At 71.8% G+C, this 15,925-nt stretch carries 15 protein-coding genes; 6 read left to right on the top strand and 9 right to left on the bottom strand.

What is annotated here, in order from left to right; all coding sequences use genetic code 11:
* Positions 1–1,604, bottom strand: a 1,604-nt coding sequence (locus AB0I77_RS16950) for an FAD-dependent oxidoreductase (protein WP_363283335.1), incomplete at its 3' end; no start/stop codon positions are given.
* A gap of 143 nt (positions 1,605–1,747) precedes the next feature.
* Between AB0I77_RS16950 and AB0I77_RS16945 the strand changes: the two genes are divergently transcribed.
* Together AB0I77_RS16945 and AB0I77_RS16940 are read left to right on the top strand one after the other, a co-directional pair.
* Positions 1,748–2,710, top strand: a complete 963-nt coding sequence (locus AB0I77_RS16945) for an LLM class F420-dependent oxidoreductase (RefSeq protein WP_363283334.1) — start codon at positions 1,748–1,750, stop codon at positions 2,708–2,710.
* Between the two features lie 15 nt (positions 2,711–2,725).
* A complete protein-coding gene (locus AB0I77_RS16940) occupies positions 2,726–3,817 on the top strand; it encodes an enolase C-terminal domain-like protein (protein WP_363283333.1) in 1,092 nt (363 codons plus the stop codon).
* 22 nt (positions 3,818–3,839) lie between these two features.
* Here the strand turns inward: AB0I77_RS16940 and AB0I77_RS16935 are convergent, their stop codons facing one another.
* Together AB0I77_RS16935 and AB0I77_RS16930 are read right to left on the bottom strand one after the other, a co-directional pair.
* The gene (locus AB0I77_RS16935; RefSeq protein ID WP_363283332.1) at positions 3,840–4,934 is read right to left on the bottom strand and encodes an SDR family oxidoreductase; all 1,095 of its coding nucleotides are present in this window, start codon (positions 4,932–4,934) and stop codon (positions 3,840–3,842) included.
* Between the two features lie 6 nt (positions 4,935–4,940).
* On the bottom strand, positions 4,941–5,444 hold the full coding sequence (locus AB0I77_RS16930; protein ID WP_363283331.1) for a phage holin family protein: 504 nt from the start codon (positions 5,442–5,444) through the stop codon (positions 4,941–4,943).
* A gap of 91 nt (positions 5,445–5,535) precedes the next feature.
* Here AB0I77_RS16930 and AB0I77_RS16925 point away from each other — a divergent pair, with 91 nt between their 5' ends.
* Together AB0I77_RS16925 and AB0I77_RS16920 are read left to right on the top strand one after the other, a co-directional pair.
* Positions 5,536–6,084, top strand: a complete 549-nt coding sequence (locus AB0I77_RS16925; RefSeq protein ID WP_363283330.1) for a hemerythrin domain-containing protein — start codon at positions 5,536–5,538, stop codon at positions 6,082–6,084.
* Between the two features lie 87 nt (positions 6,085–6,171).
* Positions 6,172–6,522 carry a VOC family protein gene (locus AB0I77_RS16920; protein ID WP_363283329.1) on the top strand — a complete coding sequence of 117 codons (351 nt, stop codon included), beginning with the start codon at positions 6,172–6,174 and terminating at the stop codon, positions 6,520–6,522.
* Positions 6,523–6,564: 42 nt separating this feature from the next.
* Here the strand turns inward: AB0I77_RS16920 and AB0I77_RS16915 are convergent, their stop codons facing one another.
* The 6 genes from AB0I77_RS16915 to AB0I77_RS16890 all read right to left on the bottom strand — a co-directional run bounded on the left by AB0I77_RS16915 (position 6,565) and on the right by AB0I77_RS16890 (position 14,177).
* On the bottom strand, positions 6,565–7,143 hold the full coding sequence (locus AB0I77_RS16915) for a GNAT family protein (protein ID WP_363283328.1): 579 nt from the start codon (positions 7,141–7,143) through the stop codon (positions 6,565–6,567).
* A gap of 44 nt (positions 7,144–7,187) precedes the next feature.
* Positions 7,188–8,978, bottom strand: coding sequence for a CocE/NonD family hydrolase (locus AB0I77_RS16910; RefSeq protein WP_363283327.1), 1,791 nt, complete (start codon positions 8,976–8,978; stop codon positions 7,188–7,190).
* Positions 8,979–9,158: 180 nt separating this feature from the next.
* Positions 9,159–10,082 (bottom strand): LD-carboxypeptidase, encoded by a 924-nt coding sequence (locus tag AB0I77_RS16905; protein WP_363283326.1) that lies wholly within the window; start codon positions 10,080–10,082, stop codon positions 9,159–9,161.
* Entirely contained in the window at positions 10,079–12,031 is a 1,953-nt protein-coding gene (locus AB0I77_RS16900; protein WP_363283325.1) for a prolyl oligopeptidase family serine peptidase, read from the bottom strand. Before AB0I77_RS16900 ends, AB0I77_RS16905 begins: the two co-directional genes overlap by 4 nt.
* A 15-nt stretch (positions 12,032–12,046) precedes the next feature.
* Positions 12,047–13,351 (bottom strand): M20/M25/M40 family metallo-hydrolase, encoded by a 1,305-nt coding sequence (locus tag AB0I77_RS16895; RefSeq protein WP_363283324.1) that lies wholly within the window; start codon positions 13,349–13,351, stop codon positions 12,047–12,049.
* Positions 13,344–14,177 carry a M55 family metallopeptidase gene (locus AB0I77_RS16890; protein WP_363283323.1) on the bottom strand — a complete coding sequence of 278 codons (834 nt, stop codon included), beginning with the start codon at positions 14,175–14,177 and terminating at the stop codon, positions 13,344–13,346. Before AB0I77_RS16890 ends, AB0I77_RS16895 begins: the two co-directional genes overlap by 8 nt.
* A 138-nt stretch (positions 14,178–14,315) precedes the next feature.
* Here AB0I77_RS16890 and AB0I77_RS16885 point away from each other — a divergent pair, with 138 nt between their 5' ends.
* On the top strand, positions 14,316–14,924 hold the full coding sequence (locus tag AB0I77_RS16885) for a TetR family transcriptional regulator (RefSeq protein ID WP_363283322.1): 609 nt from the start codon (positions 14,316–14,318) through the stop codon (positions 14,922–14,924).
* 1 nt (position 14,925) lies between these two features.
* The gene (locus AB0I77_RS16880; protein ID WP_363283321.1) at positions 14,926–15,867 is read left to right on the top strand and encodes a hypothetical protein; all 942 of its coding nucleotides are present in this window, start codon (positions 14,926–14,928) and stop codon (positions 15,865–15,867) included.
* The last annotated feature ends 58 nt before the right edge of the window (positions 15,868–15,925 follow it).

Below are 15,925 nucleotides of genomic sequence, written 5' to 3'. Positions count from 1 at the left end.
TCACCGCCCGGCTGACTCCTCGCGGGCTCACCGCCCGGCTGACTCCTCGCGGGCTCACCGCCCGGCTGACTCCTCGCGGGCTCACCGCCCGGCTGACTCCTCGCGGGCTCACCGCCCGGCTGGTTCTTCGCGGGCTCGGACGCGGCCTCGGACGCGGGCTCCCCAGAGTCTCCGGAACCAACGGAGCTCCCGGAGCTCCCGGAGCCCCCAGAGCCCCCAGAGCCAGTGTCGGCCGCCGTCGCCGCCCCGGGCCCTGAACGGGCACCCGCTCCCGCCTCCGCCCCCTCTCGCCGTCCCTGCCCGCCCGGCACCCGCGCCAGCTCCGGCGACGCGGTGTCCAGCGGCACCGACCAGGACCGTACGAGCCCCAACTGCACGGCCTGGCGCGGCAGTACGGAATCCAGCAGCCAGTCGGCGGCGACCCGGACGCGGTTGCCGGGCATCGCCGCGAGGTGGTACCCGCGGGTGACCGCTCCGGCCGCCGGCCCGGACAGGGGGATGCCGAGCGGGTTGGCGGCGGCCTTCGCGCCGCCCAGGTCCACGACGAAGCCCAGGTCCTTGTGGCGGTAGGGGCGCCGCTCGCCGACGCCCAGCGAGGCGGCGACATTGCGGGCCACCGTCCTGCCGTGCCGCCAGGCGTGCTGCGCGGTCATCGGCGTGTAGTTGCCGGGGTTGTTGAGATCCGGTACGGCGGCGGCGTCCCCGCACGCGAACACCTCAGGTCGGCCCGGGAGTTGGAGATGGGCGTCGACGACGAGCCGCCCGCGTTCCAGCGGCTGCCCGGTGCTCTCGACCAGCGGGTCCGGCCGTACGCCGACGCACCACACGAGCGTGTGCGTCTCCACGAAATCACCGTCGGTCAGCAGCACCCCGTTCGGCGTGGCCTCCTTCACGGAGGTCCCCATGCGCACCTCCACGCCCCGCTCCCGCAGGGTGCGGTCGGCGGTGCGGGACAGGTGCTCGTCCAGCTCGGGCAGGACGCGCGGCGCGATGTCGAGCAGCATCCAGCGTGGCCGCATGCCCTCCCGCAGGGGATGCCCCCGCACCTGCGCGTCGGTGAACAGCTGCCCGTGCGCGGCGACTTCGGTGCCGGTGTAGCCGGCGCCGACCACCACGAAGGTGCACCGGGCGGCGCAGCTCTTCGGGTCCGCGGCGGCGGTCGCGAGCTCCACCTGCCGGGTGACGTGGTCGCGCAGATACAGCGCCTCGGGCAGCCCACGGAAACCGTGCGCGTGCTCGGCCACGCCGGGGATCGGGAGCAGCTTGTTCACGCTGCCGACGGCGAGCACGAGCCGGTCGTAGGGCAGGGTGCCGCCGTCGCCCTCCGCGTCGGTGTAGTGCACGCTCTGCCCGTCGAGGTCGATGCCGTCGGCCTCGCCGAGCACCAGGCGTACGTGCGGCAGGGTGTCCGGGAGGGAGACGGTGACCCGGCGCGGCTCCAGGATTCCGGCGGCGACCTGGGGCAGCAGCGGCAGATACAGGAAGTAGTCGGTCGGGTTCAGCAGGGTGATGTCGGCCTTGCCCCGGGACATCCGGGACAGTTCTCGGGCCGTCCGGTACCCGGCGAAGCCGGCACCGACGATCACTATGCGGGGTCGACTCACGGTTCGCCTCCGGGGCTGTCGCGTACCTCGGGAGACTTCCGCGTCCCCCTGGCCAGGGCACCCAAACGTCCGCCGGTTTCCGTTCCGGCCGCCGGGTACTCGGACGGCGGCCCACCCGCCCACCTCGTGGAGGCACACCCCCGATGCCCGAGTACGGCTACTTCCTCTCGTGCGAGCAGTACGGTCCCGCGGATCTCATCGAACAGGCACGGATGGCCGAGCAGGCCGGATTCCAGGCGCTGTGGATCTCCGACCACTACCACCCGTGGAACGACGAACAGGGCCAGAGCCCATTCGTCTGGTCGGTGATCGGCGCGCTGTCCGAGGCCGTGTCCCTGCCGATCGAGACGGCCGTGACCTGCCCGACCGTCCGTATCCATCCGGCGGTGGTGGCGCAGGCCGCGGCGACCAGCGCGGTGCTGACCGACGGCCGCTTCCGGCTGGGCGTCGGCACCGGCGAGGCGCTCAACGAGCACATCCTCGGCGACGCCTGGCCGCCGGCGCACGTACGGCTGGACATGCTGGAGGAGGCCATCCAGGTCATGCGGCGGCTGTTCACCGGCGAGGAGGTCAACCACCACGGCACGCACTACACGGTGGAGAACGCCCGCCTGTACACCGTCCCGGACGAGCCCGTCCCGATCGACATCTCCGGCTTCGGCCCGGCGGCTACCCAGCTCGCCTCCCGGGTCGCCGACGGCTACATCACGATCCAGCCGGACGAGGCGATGGTGGAGCAGTACCGCAAGGGCGGGGGCGGCGCCAAGCCGGTCAGCGGCGGCACCAAGGTCTGCTACGACCTCGACAAGGACGCGGCGGTACACACCGTCCACCGGCTCTGGGCGAATGAGCAACTGCCCGGCGAACTGGGCCAGGTGCTGCCCTCGCCTAAGCACTTCGAGCAGGCGCAGACGCTGGTCACCGAGGACATGGTGCGCGAGACCAGGGTGTGCGGGGACGACGTGGACGAGCACGTCGCGGAGCTGAAGCAGTTCGCCGACGCGGGCTTCGACCAGGTCTACATCAACCAGATCGGCCCCGACCTGCGCGGCTTCTTCGACTTCTACCGCACGAAGGTGCTGCCACAGCTCCAACAGGGCGTCTGAAGGCCGGGGCCCGCGATGAAACTCCACCGACCCGTCGTGTCCGTGTACACCGTGCCGACCGACGCACCCGAGGCGGACGGCACGCTGGCCTGGGACACCACGACCGTGGTGATCGCCGAGGTGAGCGCGGGCGACGCGACCGGCACGGGCTGGACGTACGGCCCGGCGGCGGTCGGCGACTTCCTGCACGAGCACCTCGCTCCGCTCGTCGAGGGCCGCGATGCCCTGGACATCCCCGCCCTGCACGACACGATGTGCCGCTCGGTGCGCAACGCGGGCCGTCCCGGCATCGCGGCGTGCGCGATCTCGGCCCTCGACATCGCCCTGTGGGACCTCAAGGCCCGGCTGCTGGAACTGCCCCTGGCCCACCTCCTGGGCACCGCCCGGGAGACGGTCCCGGTGTACGGCAGCGGCGGCTTCACGACGTACCACGACACGCATCTGGCCGCCCAACTCAACGGCTGGGTGCACGGTCAGCACATCCCGCGCGTCAAGATAAAGATCGGTGAGGCCTGGGGCCGCGCGGTCACCCGCGACCTGTCCCGGGTGCACGCGGCACGCCAGGTCATCGGCCCCGACGCGGAGTTGTACGTCGACGCGAACGGCGCCTACACCCGCAAGCAGGCGGTCCGGGTCGGACACACGCTGGCCGAGCACGGCGTCGGCTGGTTCGAGGAACCGGTGTCCTCGGACGACCTGACCGGCCTGCGGCTGGTGCGGGACGCCGTGGTGTGCGACGTGACGGCGGGCGAGTACGGCTACGACCTCCCGTACTTCGCCCGCATGATCGCGGCCGGCGCCGTCGACTGCCTCCAGATCGACGCGACGCGCTGCGGCGGCCTGACGGAGTTCCTGCGCGCGGCGGCCCTGGCCCACGCGCACGGCCTGGAGGTCTCGACCCACTGCGCCCCGCACGTCCACGCCGCCGCGGCCGCCACGATCCCCAATCTCCGCCACATCGAGTGGTTCCACGACCACGTCCGCATCGAGGACATGTTCTTCGACGGGGCGCTGGATCCGACGGGCGGAGAGGTACGCCCCCTCTGCGGGATCGGCCACGGGCTGACACTGCGGACGGAGGACGTCGAGGAGTACCGGGTGGCCTAGGCAACGAGGAGTACCGGCTGGCCTAGGCGGCCCGGTCCCGGCGGCGCAGTCCGGCGGTCACGGCGCCCAGTCCACCGGCCACCAGGGCGGCGGCGCCCATCCGCCCCCGGTTGCGCGACACCCAGTCCTGCGGGCTGTCGGACACGGCCTCGTCGTCGAAGCGCCCGTGCGCCCCGAAGTCCCGTCCGTGCGGCCCGTCGGCCGGCGTCCACAGGTTCCCGCCGGGGCCGCCGTAGTATCCGTCGCCCCGCTGTCCATCCAGCTGCTCGTCCGGTTGTTCGTCCAGTTGTTCGTCCTGCTGCGAGTCGAACGCGGTCCGCGCGAGGTAGCGGTCGAGGAACCCCGGCGCCACCGCATTGACGATCAACGTGGCCGCCGTGGAACCTCCCACCCAGTACTCCCGCCGCCGCCCGTGGAACGCCGCGTGCACGATCGCCCGCGCCGCGACCTCCGGCTGGTACACGGGCGCGACCGGCCTGGCCCGCCCCGGCATCCGGTTCAGCACCCAGTCGAACTGAGGGGTGTTGACGCCCGGCAACTGCACCATCGTCGTACGGACCGAGCTGCGCGTGTGCAGCAACTCGCAGCGCAACGATTCGTTGAAGCCCTGGATGGCGTGCTTGGCCCCGCAGTACGCGGACTGGAGCGGAATCCCGCGATACGCGAGCGCGGAACCGACCTGGACGACCGTTCCCTTGTCGCGCGGCAGCATGTGGTGCAGCGCGGCCCGGGTGCCGAACACATAGCCCAGATACGTCACTTCGGTCACCCGGCGGAACTCGTCCGGGGTGATCTCGGTGAACGGCGCGAACACCCCGGCGAAGGCGTTGTTGACCCAGACGTCGATGTGCCCGAAGGCGTCGACGACCTGCTGGGCGGCGTCGTCGACGGCCTTGGCGTCGGCCATGTCCACGGCGACGACGAGCGCCTCACCCCCGGCCCGCTGCACCTCGTCAGCCGCCGCGGCGAGGCCCTCACGTCCCCGGGCCAGCAGGGCGACTCGGGCTCCCCGCGCGGCGAAGGCCAGCGCGGTGGCCCGGCCCACGCCGCCGCTGGCGCCGGTCACCACCACGGCCTTGCCGTGCTTCGACAGTGGTCCCCTGCGGAAGTCGCGCACCGCGCATCACGCCCGGTGGTGCGGCTGCTCGGGGTCGATGTCGTCGGGGCGCGGAGCCGGGCCCGCGGCCGGTCCGGGCGGCGGCGCACCCGCCCCCGCCCCACCGGCGGGCCCGCCCACGCCGCCGGGCGCGACGGGCGGCATCGGCGGATACGGCACGTCGCTGGAGCGGCCGGGCGCGGCCAGTTCCGCCTCGCGTTCGGGCGTCGGCCGGGCCGCCGAGGGCCGCGCGGCACCGCGCAGCACGTAAGCCAGGACACCGAGGATCGCCGCAGTGATCAGCGCGGCGGCCCAGTCCGGCAGGCCGACGGCGAGCGCCAGACCCACAGTGAGGGCGAGAGCCGCGCCCGCGTACAGGGCGACGGCGCCGGACGCGGCGTACAGCATGGCCGTACGGCGTCGCCTGCGGGTCTGCTCGCGCAGTTCGTCGCGCACGGTCTCGCGCGCGACCTGCGCCAGCTCGTCGACCAGGTGCTTGTCCAGATGCTCCAGGTGATCCAACCGGTCCATGGCCGCCGGGTACCCGTGGCCACCGGCGCGTAACGCTCCCGGCCAGGGGTACTCGCCAGGACCGCAAACCCCCTATTCAGGGAGAAAGAGGATGACCGAACGCACCGACGTCGTGGAGCTGCTCAAGGGACAGCACACGCGGATCCGAGAACTGCTCGACGAGGTGGCGGCCACCAGGGGCGACGAGCGGAAGCAGGCCTTCCACGACCTCGTCCGCCTCCTCGCGGTGCACGAGACCGCCGAGGAAGAGGTCGTCCATCCCTTCGCCCGCACGCACATCGACGGCGGCGAACTCGTCGTCAGGGACCGTGTCGAGGAGGAGGAGCAGGCCAAGCGGGCGCTGTCGCGCCTGGACGACATGGACCCCGGCTTGCCCGAGTTCTTCGACCAGTTCGCGGCCCTGCGCCAGGACGTCCTGGCGCACGCGGAGAAGGAGGAACGCTACGAGTTCGCGCACTTCGACCGGGTCGCCGACCGCGGCCGGCTGGAGAGCCTGGCCCGCGCCGTACAGGCGGCCGAGGCCCTGGCGCCCACGCGTCCGCACCCGGGCACCGACACGGCGCTGAAGAACGTGGCGGTCGGCCCGGTCGCGGCGATCGCCGATCGCACGCGGGACGCCGTACGCAAGGCCATGGGCTGACCGGACGCGGTGCAGCTCGGGCGGCCGGACCGAGGGGATCATGTGAAACGATCTCGTCGCCCGGCCGCCCCAACTAGGCTCGTCCACATGGACATTCTGGGAGCCACGCTGCGCGTCTGCGTCGACGACCTGGAGACCGCGGTCCCCTTCTACGAACGGCTGGCGGGCGGCAGGGCCCTTCGCTTCGAGCGCGCGGGCGTCCAGGTCGCCGCGGTCGGCTGTTTCCTGCTGATGAGCGGTCCCGAGGCCGAACTGGAAGTGCTGCGCAAGGTCGCCGCGACCATCGCCGTCAGTGACCTCGGCGAGGCCCAGCGGGTGCTCACGGAACTGGGCGCACACATCATCGCGGGCCCGGTCGAGACACCGGTGGGCCGCAATCTGATCGCGATGCATCCGGACGGGGTCGTGTACGAGTACGTGGACCGCGGCGGCGCATAGAGCCTGTCCGGCGGATCGAGTAGCCGATCGGGCAGCCGCGGATCAGGTACCGGAAGCCCGCATCTCGCGCATCTCGGATGTGATCGCCCAGCGCTCGTGGTCCCGCCAGGCCCCGTCGATGAAGATCATGTTCGGCGAGAAGCCCTCCAGGCGGAATCCGCAGGCGCCGGCGAGCGCGATCGAGGCCGCGTTGCCGGGCTGCACGTTGATCTCCAGCCGGTGCAGGCGCATCGGCCCGAAGGCGTGCCCCACCACCAGGTCCAGCCCCTCGCGCATCAGCCCGCGCCCGGCGGCGTGGGCGAAGGCGCCGTACCCGAGCGCGCCGCACTGGAAGCCGCCCTGGACGATGTTGTTGATGTTGACGAACCCGGCGATGGCCCCGCCGCCGCCCTTCGCCCCGTCCCTCTCACAGATCAGGAACCCGGCTTTGGTCGGATCCTCGATCAGCCGCCCGGCGTACGCGGCGTAGGCAGCGGCGCTGTCCGGCGGGAAGAGCCACGGCTGGTGCAGTTCCTTGCTCTCCCGGGCCCGGGCGGTGAACTCGGCACCGTCCTCGTAGGTGAAGTGGCGTATGCCCACGCGAGGGCCTTCGGCGAGGTAACGGGAAGCGGTGTCAGGCACCCCGCCAGCCTACGACGCGCCGATGGTTCAGTGGTTCAGTCAGTTCACTCCCCCGCCACCGGCAGCTCCAGCATCCCCGTGTTCCGAGGCCCGCTCACCACCGTCACCGGCTTGATCCCCCGGTTCCCGAAGTAGGCGTCGTCGCTCGCCGCGAGCACGAACTGGAGGCGGTGCCCCCTCTCGTAGCGGTGCACGATGCCGGGCAGCGTCACGGTGAAGCTCTTGCGTACGTCGGGGACACGGACCGGCGCGACCAGGCGGTGGACCAGGGTCTTGGTGCCGTCGGGGGCGACATCGTAGAGCTTGGCGAACAGGACGAGCCGGTCGGCGGCGTCGCCCGAGTTCTGGGTGCGTTCGGCCTTCGGGGAGATCACCCTGAGTGTGGCGCGCGGGGCCCCGACGACGGAGACGGCGCGCGCCAGCGGCTCGCTGGTCCAGCCGAGGTACGTGCCCTCGGTGTCGTACGGCGCCGGGTCCGGGAGGCCGATGGCGCCGGCCAGCGAGCTCTCGGAATGGCTGGTGGGGACAAGCCGGTTGGTGTAGGTGCGGCTGCCTCGGCTCACCTTGCGGCGGTTGTCGACGAGTTTGCCGTCGCCGGAGAGGTAGAGCTTCTGGCTGAGCCCGGGGAGCCGGTCGGCCGTGGCGTACCTGCCGTTCGGGTCGGTGACCCAGTCCCGGTAGTAGGCGAAGTCCGGCCCGGTGTCGACGTTCTTCTGCTTGCGCAGGTAGCGGTCGAACCAGGCGAGGATCCGCCTGCCGACGTAGCTCGACTCGAAGTTGCCCTGGGAAAGGTTGAGTTCACCGGCCGCGGGGTCGGTGACTCCGCCGCTGTGCCCCCACGACTGCCAGATCATCCGGGTGGTCGTCCCCTGCGCTTTGAGGGTCTTGTACGTCGCTGCCGCCTCGTTGAGGTTGAAGAGGCTGTCGGCCTGCCCCTGGACCAGCAGGGTGGGTGCCTTGATCCGGCGGGCGTACGTCACCGGCGACACGCTGCGCGCGTAGGCGAGCAGTTCGGCGGTCCGGTCCGCTTGATACGTCCCGGAGTTGAGCGTGCGGATGGTCTCGCAGGCCTGGGTGACGAAGTGCAGACAGGCCAGGGAGTTGATCCGGGACGGGTCGAGATTCGGCTCCGACAGCGGCTGGCCCTCGCCGATGAGGTAGAAGCCGTTCGTCCACTGCCACTTGAAGGCGCCGGGCACACTCGCGCTGCCCACCGCGTTGTTCGGATCGAGGGAGTACGCCAGGTCGTTCCAGGTGATCATGGGCACGATCGCGTCGACGCGGTGGTCGACGGCGGCGGTCGCCAGCTGGACGGCGCCTCCGTAGGAGCCGCCCACCATGCCGACGCGCGGGTCGCCCGGTCGGTCCAGGGTCACGAAGTCGGCCTTCGTCCCGTCGTCGGCGGCCCGTTTCCCGGCCAGGAAATCGATGAGCCGCGAGGCCGCCGCGCCGTCGACGGCCGGGTCGTCGAGCGAGATCAGGCAGCCGGACCGGCCGAAGCCGAGCCCGGAGTAGACGAGCGAGACGTATCCGCGCTGGGCGAAGGCCTTGCCGATGGCGTTCGTCTGGCCGTCCGACTTGCTGCCGCCGAAGCCGTTCGTGGCGAGCACGGCGGGTGCGGGGCGGGTCCGGTCCGCACCGGCGGGCCGGTACAGGTCGGCATCGATCGCGCAGGTACGGCCGCCCACCTGGACGGTGAACTTCAGTGCGGTGACGGTGAATTGGCCGTCGGCGGGCGTCGCCGCCGCGGGGGCGGTAAGCGCGAGCGGTGCGGTGAGTGTGGCGCCGAGCAGGAGAGCGAGCGGGATGCGGAATCTGGGCACACGACGGGACACGGAGACCTCCACACGGAGCACGGAGCACACTGAGGCACAGCACACGGAGAGCAGCCCGACTTACCGACCAGTAAGTACCAGTCCATAGTCATGGTGTGACACGTGTCAGACAGGGTCAATCGCCGAGACGGGTGATTCTTGACGGCCATTCAGCGACGGGCCGCTCAGCACAGTGCGGGCTCAGCGCAGCGCGGGCTCGTCCAGCGTCAGCGTCGCCGCGTCCGCGTCCAGTTCGGCGGCCATCCCGAACGGAATGGTCAACGCCCCCTCGCAGTGCCCGAACCCGAACTCCTCCACGACGGGTACACCGAGGCCGCCGAGCCGGTCGGCGAGGACCGCGCGTACGTCGCCGTAGGGACCGCACCTGTCCCAGGAGCCGAGCGCGATGCCCGTGACGCCGGCGAGCCAGCCGCCGCGCAGGAGCTGGGTCAGCATCCGGTCGATGCGGTACGGCTGTTCGCCCACGTCCTCGATCAGCAGCAGTCCGCCGCGTGCCGTGGTGCGGGCGTGCGGGGTGCCGAGGTCGGAGGCGAGCATGCTCAGACATCCGCCGAGGGTGACGCCCCGGGCCCGTCCGGAGACCAGGGCGGGGCCTGAGGAGGTGATCGTACGGACCGTCTCAGGAGTGAAGAGCGTGGCCTTCAGGTGCTCCTGCGCCCTCGCGTTCTTGACGAAGTCGACGCCGGCCGCCGCCGGTCCGTGCAGGGTGACCAGGCCCAGCCGGGTGGCGAACGCCTGGTGCAGCACCGTGATGTCGCTGAAGCCCACGAACACCTTGGGCCCGGCCGCCCGCATCGCCTCCCAGTCGAGCAGGTCGGCCATGCGCTGCGCCCCGTACCCGCCCCGCGCGCACAGCACCGCGGCCACGGACGGGTCGCACCAGGCGCGCTGGAGATCGGCGGCCCGGTCGGCGTCCGTACCGGCCAGGTAGCCGAACTCGCCGTGCCGGTCCAGCACATGGGGTGCCACCACCGGGTCGAGGTCCCAGCCGCGCAGCACGTCGAGCCCGGCCTGCAACCGCTCCTCGGACACGGGCCCGCTGGGCGCGACGACCGCCACGCGGGCTCCGGGGGCGAGCCGGGAGGGCCGCAGGAGTTGCTTCACTTGGCGAGCTCCAGAGTGGGGATTCCGGGCGGGTTCAGCCCGAAGACCTGTGCGTACAGGGAGAGTTCGGACTCCAGTACCCGGATCATGGTCTCGGCCCGCCGGAAGCCGTGCCCCTCCCCCTCGAACGCGAGGTACGCGTGCCGCACCCGCCGGCCCGCGATGCGGGCGAGGAACCGCTCGCACTGGGCGGGCGGGCAGATCACGTCGTCCAGCCCTTGCAGCAGCAGGAAGGGCGCCGTGACCTGGTCGGCGTGCTCGATGGGCGACCGCTGCGCGTACCGGCCCGGGACCTCGGCGTGGGGCCCGATGAGGGTCTCCATGTACTGCGACTCGAAGTCGTGGGTCTCCCCCGCGTTCCAGCCGGCGAGGTCGAGGACCGGGTAGAGGATCGTGCCGCAGGCGTAGACGTCGGTCGTGGCGAGGGAGGCGGCCGCGGTCCAGCCGCCCGCGCTGCCGCCGCGGATCGCGAGCCGGTCGCGGTCGGCGGTGCCCTCGTCGGCGAGGGCCAGCGCGACGGCCGCGCAGTCCTCGACGTCGACCACGCCCCACTGCTCGCGCAGCCGCTCCCGGTACTCCCGGCCGTATCCGGTGGAGCCGCCGTAGTTGACCTCGGCGACCCCGATGCCCCGCGAGGTGAAGTAGGCGATCGCCAGGTCGAGCACGAGCGGGGCCCGGCTGGTGGGTCCGCCGTGCGCCCAGACGACGTACGGCGGCAGTTCGTCGTCGGGTGCCGTGCGGCCGGGGTGGTGCGGCGGGTAGACGTGCGCGTGGATCTCGCGTCCGGCCGGGCCGGTGAAGGTGCGGATCTGCGGTTCCGGGTAGTACGCGGGGTCCACGGCGTCGTCGTGCGGGGCGCCGATCACCTGGGCCCGGCCGGTTCGGGTGTCGAGCTCCACGACCTCGTACGCGGTGCGCGGGCTGGCCCCGACGGCGACCACGCGCTCGCCGTGCACCGCGAGGGTGGACGCGAACTCGGTCCAGGGGCCGGCCGTGTCGACGACCTCGCCGCCCTCCGGGTCGAGGATCCCGAGGGCGGTGGCGCCGCGGCCGTGCACGACCGCGATCCGGCCGCCTTCCAGCGGGGCGAACCAGCGCTGCCCGAGCTTCCACAGGGGCCCGCCGAACTCCTCCTCGCGCCCGCACAGCAGCCGACCGTCGCGGTACAGGTTCCACCAGCCCGTACGGTCGCTCGCATACAGCAGACAGCCGTCTGTCGACCAGTCGGCCTGGGCGATGGCCTCCTCCGGTCCGCCGGCCACGGTCCGCGCCTGCCCGAAGGTGCCGTCGGCGCCGACCTCGGCGACGACCAGCTCCGTGCCTTCCCAGGGCATGCGCGGATGGTCCCAGGCGAGCCACGCCGCTCTGCGCCCGTCGGGCGAGAGGCGGGCGCCGGTGACGAACCGGTGCCGGTCGTCGGTGAGTTCCCGCACGCCGTCCCGGTCCTGGGCCGCCGAGCCGTCCAGCGGCACGGCGGCGAGCACCCGGCGCACGTCCACGGGTGCGTCACCGGTGAACTCCTCCAGTACGCACCACACTTCACCCTGGTCGAGGCGCAGCTGAGGCTCCGCCCAGCGCAGTCCGCCGCCCACCGGGGAGAGGGGGGTGAGCGGGCGCGGTTCGCCGCCCGGCCGGAACGCGTACAGCCGCTGGTCGGCGAAGTGCACGAACACCACGAGCGGTTCGCCGTCGACCACGGCTCCGGCCCAGGGCTGTCCGCCGTACTCGATGACCCGGCTGCGCACGTTCCACGGGGCGGGCAGCACCGGCTCCTGGCTGCCGTCGGCGCGCCGTCGCACCAGCGTGCGCCGTCCGCCCTCGGTGGGCCGGGGCTCGGTCCACCAGGCCTCGTCGCCGACGAAGCCGACGTACTCCGGGTGCCCCTCGTGCGCGGCGGCGAGCGCCGCGTCGATGGGCGAGGGCCACGAGCCGTATGCCGACGTCCGCACGCTCTCCCCCACTGCCTAGGCCGATCGCAGGAAACGGTCGAGTACCCGGACGCCGAAGTGCAGTGCCTCGACGGGCACCCGCTCGTCGACGCCATGGAAGAGCGCCTGGTAGTCGAAGCTCTGCGGGAGCTTCAGCGGCGCGAAGCCGTAGCCGGTGATGCCCAGGCGCGAGAACTGCTTGGCGTCCGTGCCGCCGGACATGCAGTACGGCACCACATGCCCCTCCGGCGCGAACTCCTCGACGGCGGCCCGCATCCTCGCGTACGTCACCGAGTCCACCGGCGCCTGGAGGGCGACCTCCCGGTGCTGGAACTCCCACTCGACGTCCGGCCCGGTCAGCTCGTCGAGGGTCGCGACGAACTCGTCCTCGGCGCCGGACAGACAGCGCCCGTCGACGTAGGCCGCCGCCTCCCCCGGAATCACGTTGATCTTGTAACCGGCGTCCAGCATGGTCGGGTTGGCGCTGTTGCGGACGGTGGCCTCGACGAGTGCCGCAGCCGAGCCGAGCTTGTCCAGGAGCGCGTCCACATCGGAGAGGTCGGTCTCGATGCCGTACAGCGCGGCGAGTTCGGTGAGGGCGGCCCGCACGGTCGGGGTGAGCCTGAGCGGCCACTCGTGCTCGCCGATCCGGGTGATCGCGGCGGCGAGCCGGGTCACCGCGTTCTCGCGGTTCACCTTGGAGCCGTGCCCGGCCCGCCCGCGTGCCGTGAGCTTCAGCCAGGCCGTGCCGCGCTCCCCGGCCGCGATCGGGTAGATCTGCCGCCCGCCGCCGTCGTGGAAGGTGAACGCCCCCGACTCGCCGATGCCTTCGGTGCACCCCTCGAACAGCCCGGCGTGCTCGTCGGCGAGGAAGCCGGAGCCGTCCTCGGCGCTGGCCTCCTCGTCGGCGGTGAAGGCGATGACGATGTCGCGCCGGGGCCGTAGGCCCTGCCGTGCCCAGGCGCGCACGACGGCGAGGATCATCGCGTCCATGTTCTTCATGTCGACCGCGCCCCGGCCCCAGACGACCCCGTCGCGGATCTCCCCGGAGAAGGGGTGCACGCTCCAGTCCCGGGCCTCGGCGGGCACGACGTCCAGATGACCGTGGACGAGCAGGGCGGCGGCCGACGGATCGGTGCCCTCGATACGGGCGACGACGTTCGTACGGCCCCGGGTGCGCTCCAGGAGGGTGGGCTCCAGGCCCGCTTCGGCGAGCCGTGCGGCGGCGTACTCGGCGGCGGGCCGCTCCTGGCAGTCACCGCCGCCCCGGTTGGTGGTGTCGATGCGGATCAGGTCGGAGGTGTACGTCACGACCTCGTCCAGGGCCTTCTGGTCAGCCATACTGCTCCTCCACGGCGGCCGAGACGATCGTGGTGACCGCCTTGAAGGTACGGATTCCCTCGTACATGGTGTCGCTGGTGTACGCCACTTTACGTTCACCCAGGCGGGCCACTCCCGGCACCACGGTGGCGGCCATGGCGAGATGCTCGGCGTCGAATTCGAGCGCGATCGTGAACGGACCGCCGCTCACCGGCTCCTTACGGGCCGCGAGGGCGGCGGCCTCCGTCGCCGCGGCCCGGATGTCGGCGGCGGTCCTGCCCGGCGTACGGCACACGGCCGCGTACCGCGACACGTGGTCCTTGACGGCGACCTTCAGCGCCTCGGGCGCGTAGCCGAGCGCGTCCTCGCAGGCCACGTCGTCGCCGGTGACCAGGACGACCGGCACCCCGTACTCGGCGACGACATGTGCGTTGAGCAGTCCCTCGCTCGCCCGTACGTCGTTCAGCCAGACCCCCGTGATGGAGTTGGCGAGGTAGGTGTGCGCGAGGACGCCCTCCATGCCGGCGCCCGCGTGGTAGCCGACGAAGGCGATGCCGTCGACGTCGCCGTGCTGCACGCCCTCCACCATGGACAGCGACTTGTGCCGCCCGGTGAGCATCTGGGCCCGCTCGTCGAGTTGTTCGAGGAGCAGGTTGCGCATGCTCCAGTGGGCCTCGTTGATGAGTACCTCGTCGGCGCCGCCGTCGAAGAATCCCAGCACGGCGGCGTTGACGTCCGAGGTGAACAGCGAGCGGCACCGCTCCCACTGCGGGGTTCCCGGCAGCACGTCGGCCGGCCAGGTCACGCCGGTGGCGCCCTCCATGTCGGCGCTGATCAGGATCTTCATGCCCGGTCACGTTACGCGGGGAAGGGGAAACCGGCCAAGAAGCACCCTCCGGGATCCAGCTCTGGCCGGCGTGCAGATCGGGCTGGTGAAATTCCATACCGGGTTTGGTTTTGAACCGAGTCTGATTATCATCGGCGCATGGCAGGGCTTCGTGAGCGCAAGAAGGAACAGACGAGACAGCGGATCACCGCGGCGGCGTTGAAGCTGTTCACCGAACGCGGCTTCGACGCGGTGACGGTCAACGAGATCGCCGAGGCCGCGGAGGTGGCCAAGGCGACGCTCTTCGCCTACTTCCCCACCAAGGAGTCGCTCGCGCTCCAGGGCGTGGGGGAGGACGACCCGGCCGGGATCGTCGCGCGGCGGCAGCCGGATCACTCCCCCCTGGAGGCGCTCCGGGCCCACTACCGGGCACTCGCGAAAGGGCAGCTGACGGTGGCGGACCGGGACGCGCTGATCGCCCAGATGCGCGTGATCTTCGACAGCCTCGCGCTGAGCGGTGCCGCGAACAGCCTGCTCTACCAACAACGCCAGGCGCTGGCACGGGTCTTGGCCGAGGAACACGGCGAGATGCCGGCCGCGCTCATGGCCGCCCAGATCGCCGCGTCCCTGCTCACTCTCCAGGAGTCGTACTTCCACCGCCTGCTCGGTGGCGCATCACCCGAAGAGGCGAGCCGTGCCCTGGCAAGGGACGTCGAGCTCGCCTTCGACCTGCTGGAACACGGACTCCACCACGAGAAAGGGCAGTGACGTGCGCGCACGAGGCATCAACTACGACACCGGGTTCCTCCCCGGGGCCGCACTCTCCCGCAAGACCTTCAGCCCCGAGACGGTCCGGCACGAGATGGCGGTGATCGCCGGTGAGCTGCACTGCGACGCCGTGCGCGTCTCCGGCCGCGATCCCGAACGGCTGAGCATCGCCGCCCGGTACGCCGCGGAGGCCGGCCTCGAAGTCTGGTTCGCCCCCTTCCCCGTGGACCTTCCCCCCGAGCAGGTGCTCCCGCTCCTCGCCGACTGCGCGCGGCGAGCCGAAGCCGTGCGCGAGGAGGGTGCCGAAGTGGTGTTCGTCACCGGCTGCGAGATCAGCGCCTTCTGCGACGGCTTCATCCCCGGCGACACCTATGGCGACCGGCTCCAGGCCATGGCCACCACGGACATGCGGTGGTGGACCTCGCTCGGACCGGTGCGGGAGCGCCTCAACGGCTTCCTCGCCGAAGCCGCCTCGGCAGTGCGGGGCCACTTCGGCGGTCGGGTCACCTACGCCTCCGGCCCCTGGGAGTCCATCGACTGGAGCCCGTTCGATCTTGTGGGCATCGACGCCTACCGGGCCGCCTACAACGCCGACACCTTCCGCTGTGACCTCCGCGAGCACTTCCGCCACGGCAAGCCCGTCGCCGTCACCGAGTTCGGCACCTGCGCCTACCGAGGGGCGGGCGAACTCGGCGGCATGGCCTGGCAGCCGCCGCGGGGCGCGATCCCGGACGAGGACGAGCAAGTGCGCTACCTCGCCGAACTGACGGACATCTTCGAGGAAGAGGGGGTGGACACCGCACTCTGGTTCTCCTTCGCCAACTACGACAAGCCCGGCGCGCGCGACATCGCCTCGTACGGCGTGGTCCGGATGCTCGACGAGACCCACTGGGAGCCGAAGAAGGTGTTCCACGCGATGGCGACCACATACGGACGCCGGTGAACGAGGGACTGCTCTCCCGCTCACCGCCGCCCATCTCCCGGTGGCGTGTGGACACTGA

This window comes from Streptomyces sp. NPDC050619 (assembly GCF_040654815.1).
GTDB lineage: Bacteria > Actinomycetota > Actinomycetes > Streptomycetales > Streptomycetaceae > Streptomyces.
The sequence above is the reverse complement of the archived record's forward strand: the minus strand, read 5'-3'. Positions and strand labels throughout refer to the sequence as shown.